This is a genomic window from Allosphingosinicella sp. (genome assembly GCF_036387215.1).
In the GTDB taxonomy this organism is placed as follows: domain Bacteria; phylum Pseudomonadota; class Alphaproteobacteria; order Sphingomonadales; family Sphingomonadaceae; genus Allosphingosinicella.
Window position 1 is genome coordinate 1 of sequence record NZ_DASVUE010000335.1, and the last position, 4,580, is coordinate 4,580.

The window sequence follows — 4,580 nt, forward strand, 5'->3', positions numbered from 1 at the left end:
ATGCTCGAATCCCGCTACGTCTGGGGCGACGAGCGCCTGTGCGACGAGGCGCACAGCCGTTTCTGGGCGGAAGTGGTGGCCGGGAACGCCCAGAATTTCGTCACTGAGAAGCTCGAGGAGAGGAACGCGCGCCACCGCCGCATGGGCGACAGCCGCTACGTGGTCGAACCCAACCTCAAGGAAGGCAAAGGCGGGCTGCGCGATCTCCACACGCTCTTCTGGATCGGCAAATATGTCTATCAGGTCCGCTCCGTGCCCGAGCTGGTGGACAAGGGCCTGCTCTCGCCGGACGAGCTCCGCCAGTTCCAGAAGGCCGAGCGCTTCCTGTGGGCGGTCCGCTGCCACCTGCACCTGATCGCCGGCCGGGCCGAGGAGCGGCTGACCTTCGACTATCAGCGCGAGATCGCCGGCCGAATGCATTACGCCACCCGGCCCGGCAAGCTTCCGGTCGAGCGCTTCATGCAGCATTATTTCCTGCATGCTAAGACGGTGGGAGACCTCACCGGTGTCTTCCTGTCGCATCTCGACGAGAAGTTCGCCCGCGCCGGCCGCCGCTTCGGCCTGCCGGCGATCCGCCGCCGCCCCGGCAAGCTCGAAGGCTTCGTCCTCGACCGCGGCCGGCTCGCCCTCCCGTCAGATACCTTCTTCGCCGAGGATCCGGTGCGGCTTATCCAGATCTTCGCCCTGGCGGCGGAGAACGGCCTCGAGATCCACCCGCTGGCGATGCGTGCCGCGAGCCGGGATTCTAAGCTGATCGACAACCAGGTCCGCACCGATCCGCGCGCCAACGCCCTCTTCCTCGCCATCCTCACCAGCCAAAGGGATCCGGAGACGGTGCTTCGCTGGATGAACGAGGCCGGCGTGTTCGGCCGCTTCGTTCCCGATTTCGGCCGGGTGATCGCGCAGATGCAGTTCGACATGTATCACCATTATACGGTCGATGAGCATTCGATCCGGGCGATCGGCCTCGTCTCCCGGATCGAGCGGGGCGAGCTCAAGGAGGATCATCCGCTTTCCACCGCGATCGTGAAGCGGATCTCCTCCCGCCGGGTGCTCTACGTCGCCGTGCTGCTCCATGACATCGCCAAGGGCCGGGGCGGCGATCACAGCGTCATCGGCGCCGATGTCGCGCGCGAGCTCTGCCCCCGCTTCGGCCTCGACGAGGCGGAGACGGAGGCGGTCGCCTGGCTTGTGCGCTGGCACCTCCTCATGTCCGCAACCGCCTTCAAGCGCGACCTGGCCGATCCGCAGACCATCGCCGCCTTCGTCGCGCAGGTGAAGAGCATCGAGCGGCTGCGGCTGCTGCTGGTGCTCACCGTCGTCGACATCCGCGCGGTCGGGCCGGGGGTCTGGAACAGCTGGAAGCGGCAGCTTCTCCGCACGCTGTTCGACGCGGCCGAGGAGATGCTCCTCCTCGGACACAAGCAGAAGGGGCGGCGCGAGCGGGTGGATTCGATCCAGGCGGAGCTCGCCGAGCGGCTCGGCTGGGAGCAGAGCCGCTTCGCCCGCCTCGCCTGGCGGATGCCGGACGCCTACTGGCTTTCAGAGCCGATCGACGTGCTCGAGCGGAACGCCATCTTCACCGAAGCCGCCGATCGCTCGCCGACCCGCACCAAGCCGCTGTCTTTGAGCGTCCAGGAGGAAAGGGGCGCAACCCTCCTCACCGTCTACGCCAAGGACCAGCCGGGCCTCTTCTACCGGCTTGCGGCGGCGATCAGCCTTGCCGGCGGCAACATCATCGATGCGCGCATCCACACCTCGATCGACGGCATGGCGCTCGACAATTTCCTCGTCCAGGACATGAACGGCACGCCCTTCGGCGATCCGCACCAGCTCGAGCGGCTCGAGCAGGCGGTGCTGGGAGCGCTGGACGGGCAGGAGCCGCTCACCGCCAGGCTCGAAGGCAAGGCGCTGCCGCTTGCCCGCGCGGGAGCGTTCCACATCCGGCCGGCGGTGTTTATCGATAACCAGGCTTCGAACCGCTATACGGTGATCGAGGTCAATGCCCGCGACCGCGCCGCCTTGCTGAGCGCGCTCGGCGAGGCGCTGTTCCAGGCCCGGCTCACCATCCACTCCGCCCATATCGCCACTTATGGCGAGCGCGCCGTCGACGTCTTCTACGTCACCGACCGGGACGGAACGAAGATCGAGAACCCCACCCGGCTGAAGTCGATCCAGTCCCGCCTCCTGAAAGCCGCCGGCGCCACCCGCGGCCAGAAGCTCAAGGCCGCATAGAAAAGGGCCCCGCCGTCGCCGGCGAGGCCCCTTCTTTCTTCAGGCAGCGGCGATCAGAAGCGCGTGCGCGCCGTGATGCCGTAGGTGCGCGGCTCAGCGAGGAAAGCGCCGAAGAGCTGCGTCGCCGGAGTGCCGAAGCGCTGCGTCTGAGCGAGCGAGGTGTTTGAGCCCTGCAGCGTCGCATTGAACGCCACCTGCTTGTAATCCTCGTTGAACAGGTTCTGCGCCCAGAGCTCCAGGCTCCAGCGGCGGTCCTGGGCGCCGATGCCGGCCCGCGCATTCACCACCATCACGCCCATCTCCCTCTTCTCGGGGAAGAGGTCGGAGCCGGTGTTGAATTCGGACTGGTAGCGGAAGTCGCCGTAGAAAAGGCCGCGCAGGTTGCCGATCGGAGGAGTCCAGGTCGCCGAGCCGGTGATCACATATTTGGGAGCGTTCGAAAGCTGCTGCCCCGGGATCAGGAAGAGCGCCGGGATCAGGGAGTTTCCGTTCGCCGGCTGGTAGAAATCGGGGGTGCCGGCGAGGTCCTTGTAATATTCGGTCTTGGCGAGCGTGAAGCCGGCGGTGAGCGTGAAGTCGCGGACCGGATAGACGAACGCTTCGACCTCGACGCCCTTGGAAGTGACGCCGGAGCGGGTGTCCTGACAGAGGCTGTTGCCGGCGGTGATGTCCTGGTCGGTCGTGCCGAGATCGTTCTTACAGCCGCGCACGTCGGTCACGAAGAAGTTGGTGCCGTTGAACGTGTTCAGCTGGAAGGTCTTGAACATCTGGTAGAAGGCGGCGACGTTGACGTCGAACTTGCGGCCGTTGAACTTGGCGCCCACTTCGAACGCGTCCACCTTCTCCGGAGCGAACTTCAGGACGTCGAGGTTGGTGGTGCTGGCGAACGTCACCGGGCTGAAGAGCGGCGCGCGGTCGAGGTTGAAGCCGCCCGCCTTATAGCCGCGCGAGTAGCTGGCATAGGCCATGAGCTTCGCCGTCGGCTTGTAGCTGACGACCGCGGTGCCCGACCATTCGCTCTCCTTCTTGCGGCTCGAGAAGTCGCCGTTGACGGAGTTGATCACGCAGGGAAGGCCGGCGATCGGCGCCAGCACGCTGTTGGCGAGGCCGGATGCAAGCGCCGCGATGACCGGGTTGAGCCCGCCGTTGCCGGTCGGATTTGCCGCCGACGCAGCCGCGAGCGCCCGGAGCCGGGTGATGTTGCCGACATAGGCGCCGCAGGCCGAGGTGCTGTTGAGATCCGCATCCAGCGTCTTGCGCTCGTTCGTGTAGCGGGCGCCGAGCGTCACCGACAGCTGGTCGGTCAGATTGATGATGTTATGCGTGAAAAGCGCGAAGTTGCGACTCTTCTGCTCATACCGATCATCAAGTCCACCACCGTTGAGGGACGTGTTCACGACCTGGCTTGCAATCGCGTTGACCACGAGCGGCCGCGCGGCCGCCGGAACGGACGGGATGCCGGCAAGCTGGCTGTTGACGAAGACCTGGCTGAAGCCGTTGAGGTTCTGGAAGCCGAACAGCGGGAAGGCCGCGAGCGCGGGGCTCAGAAGGCCGACGCGGCCGGCGGCGAACTGGTTGTAGTCCGCGCCATAGGCGATGTTGTCGGCAGTCTTCAGCGTCTCGTCGGCATAATAGCCGCCGACGAGCCAGTCGAGCACGCCATCCAGTGCCGATCCCTGGAGCCGGACCTCCTGGGTGAAGGTCCTGAACTTGTTGTAGAAGCGGCCGTCGCCGGCGCGCGCGAGGATGTCGAGATTGTTGAAATCGGCATCGAGCCCGCGCTGCAGGTCGTAATGGCGGTAGCCGGTGATCGAGGTCAGCGTGGCGGCGCCGAAATCGTAGTTGATCTCGCCTGACAGGCCCCAATCCTCGACGTCCGAGCGGAAGTCGCGGCCCGGCGTGATCGCCACCTGGCGCGCATAGGTGTCCTCGAGCACCCGGCCGAGGCCCGACCCCGGCACCGCCGAGGTCGTCTTGCGGATGAGTCCCGCGACGGAGGAGGGGCTGAACACCAGGCTGCCGTCGGCGGCCCGGGTCACGTCCTGCGTCGGCAGATAGGTTGCCGCGCAGCATTCCTCGTCGCGCTTCGAATAATCGCCGATCAGCAGGACCGACAGGGCCGAGCTCGGCTCGAACAGCAGCTTGCCGCGGACGAGATAGCGGTCGCGGCCGTTGAACCTGCGGTCGGAGATCACGTCCTTCAGGAAGCCGTCCCGCTTCACGTAGACGCCGTCAATGCGGGCTGCGACGCCCTCGCTGAGCGGCGCGTTGAAGCCGGCGCCGAGGCGCATGAAATCGTAATTGCCGTAGCTGGCCTCGGCATAGCCTTCCTGCTCGAAGCGCGG

At 66.2% G+C, this 4,580-nt stretch carries 2 protein-coding genes; one reads left to right on the forward strand and one right to left on the reverse strand.

Going from position 1 to position 4,580, the window contains the following annotated elements; genetic code table 11:
• Nucleotides 1–2,235: [protein-PII] uridylyltransferase (locus VF662_RS13480; RefSeq protein ID WP_464142152.1), on the forward strand; the 2,235-nt coding region annotated here is incomplete at its 5' end.
• 53 nt (nucleotides 2,236–2,288) lie between these two features.
• On the opposite strand, the gene VF662_RS13485 is transcribed toward VF662_RS13480, so the two are convergent.
• Nucleotides 2,289–4,580: TonB-dependent receptor domain-containing protein (locus VF662_RS13485; RefSeq protein ID WP_464142154.1), on the reverse strand; the 2,292-nt coding region annotated here is incomplete at its 5' end.